At 51.8% G+C, this 2,160-nt stretch carries 1 protein-coding gene and 1 pseudogene; one reads left to right on the top strand and one right to left on the bottom strand.

All coding sequences use genetic code 11. The annotated features are described in order from the left end of the window. Positions 1 to 542: 542 nt before the first annotated feature. Positions 543 to 719 (top strand): annotated as a pseudogene (locus D8U18_RS07055) (curlin); the annotation flags it as partial. A 106-nt stretch (positions 720 to 825) separates the two neighbouring features. On the opposite strand, the gene D8U18_RS07050 reads toward D8U18_RS07055, so the two are convergent. Continuing rightward, a complete protein-coding gene (locus D8U18_RS07050) occupies positions 826 to 1,899 on the bottom strand; it encodes an RHS repeat-associated core domain-containing protein (protein WP_131107337.1) in 1,074 nt (357 codons plus the stop codon). Positions 1,900 to 2,160 lie beyond the last annotated feature (261 nt).

Here is a 2,160-nt window from a genome sequence, read left to right as displayed (position 1 = left end):
GAATCGTAGGGCGAAACGGTGTCGGTTTCAGGGGGATTGGGGGTGGGTTTGATCATGGTGGAGTTCCTTTTATACCTAGTGAAACCACCAGCACCTGTCGCTAAACAAGTAAGGGTGGCAGCTGTACGCAGGTTAGCGAACCGGGAGGTATAAGACCCGGCAGACCCGAGGGTCTCCCGCGCACAGCCACCATATCGAAAATTGCTCACATAAAACGTGGGCAATCGAAACTGATGCAATGTAGCGCTTATACCTGATCGGATCGCTAAACCCGGTCGCTGAATTGGCAGCGACACGGAAACGATAGGGACAAGGGGCAAAGCGCACAAGCCGGCGGATTCTGGCGTAGTTGTAGGTAACGACGCAAGACTGTGTAGCCTTAGAGAACCAGTGCTGAATGCTTTTAAACATGGCGTTTCAGTTCTACACATCAACACCTGAATACGAGCTGAGCACATCTGCAAGAGATGGTGTCTTTCAGGCTGCCATCGCCACCAGAGCTGGCTCCCGCCGGAGCACCGAATTCAAAATGGAAGGCCTCGCAGCTGTACGGCGACGACAACATGATCACCATCAAACGGGCCGACACCCTGAACGTGGCCTACGTCACCCAGGTCGGCACCGGCAACATCTCCAGTGTCGATCAGAGCGGCATGACGCAAACGGCCACCGTGCACCAGTTTGGCTCGGCCAACCAGGCAACTGTGTTGCAGCAATAATCGCGCGGCGTGATAAACCGCGGCTCTCGGGGGAGAGTCGCGGTTTTTTTGGTTCAAATTAATTGAACTTGAATTTCATAATCAGATTTCCCGACTACCTAAGTCATTACCGAGATTGAGGGGCCCGATATAAATCATTCTCAAAGTGTTGATTTCTAATTTTATTTGCATGAGCGGTCATAACTTGATGAGTCGGGTCCCTGTAGTGCGCCAGCGAAGCGCGATATTCTTGCCTGGCTTTAACAAAAGGTCCCTTTTGGCTATACAATTTATTTGAATCAAAAGCCATCCCGGCAGAAAGTTTGTCCGACTTTATATATTCAAGCATATGGTACCTATCCATCACTTCAGCTGGCACTTTCAAACCATCCTTCTTCACCATTTCTGCCATTTCTCTTTCATTATTTAGATCCCTTGTATATTTACGATTCTTCGGGGAGTGCTCTATATCAAGCAAACTGTTACGAGCTTTAATCGCGTCTTGCGGAGCGACATTTGATTTTAGTTTGTATGCCACCCCTGGTAGTGACGGATCCACTTCAACTGACCTCGTCTTTGTCACTTGCCAGAGCTCCCGCGCTTTCGCTGCTGCAACTTTTGAAATAGCAAGATTTTTCCAAGCTGAAATTCCCTCCTTAATGAATTGGGGGAAGTGTCCAGTTTGGTCGTATCCATTAATTGGATCGCCCAAACAGTACGCATAGGGATTAATGCCCCCCTTGCCAAACGGACTCCAACTGTCCGGACTGTTGAAGCGCATCAACACAGGGTTAAACGCCCGGTAGCCATTACCTAATAAATAATGCCCGGTCACCGGCTCAGGTCGTTCGCCGTTGAAACCCAGCAAGCAGGTCAAAGCGTTTTCGGCACGGTGGCCGTATGCGGTGTAGACACTGGGATGAGGAGGCTGATTGCCCTTGAGACGGTGCAGCACTGAGCGCTGCAGATCGGTGCTCAACAGCGTAGTGTCGCGGTCATCGCCCTGTCGTGCCTGCTGCGCCAACAGCTGGTCGTCGTACTGGACGATGGAACGGTGCAATTCGCCTTGTATCTCGGTGGCCAGCCGAGTTTTGCAGTAGAAGCGCTGGTGTGCGGGTTCATCCGATTGGCTGTGGCTGGTCAGACGATCCAGAGGATCGTAGCGATATTGGACGTACACCGCGGGTTGACGGGTAGACATGTGCGAGCTCCGGTTTTTCGAGGTCTGCGCGTTTGAGTATCTAGATGCCTGTCTTGGTTGGGAACTAGCAGAACTGATAGGTGTGCATTGAGTAGGATGACGCCAGCAGCCTGATCTTCTGCCTGCGTAGCGTGAAAACCACGGCTCCTGTTGTGGGGGCCGCGGTTTTCTCATCTACGCATCGTCAACGCATGCTCAGGCCATCACTGCGGATCGAGGTTATCCAGTGCCCGATTTACCGCCAGTTCTCCCAGCATGATG

Source organism: Pseudomonas sp. Sample_10 (assembly GCF_004321495.1).
GTDB lineage: Bacteria > Pseudomonadota > Gammaproteobacteria > Pseudomonadales > Pseudomonadaceae > Aquipseudomonas.
The sequence above is the reverse complement of the archived record's forward strand: the minus strand, read 5'-3'. Positions and strand labels throughout refer to the sequence as shown.

What these genes read in the sequence shown, in the direction of transcription:
- D8U18_RS07050 (WP_131107337.1), bottom strand. Translation starts at nt 1,899, where the DNA reads ATGTCTACCCGTCAACCCGCGGTGTACGTCCAATATCGCTACGATCCT.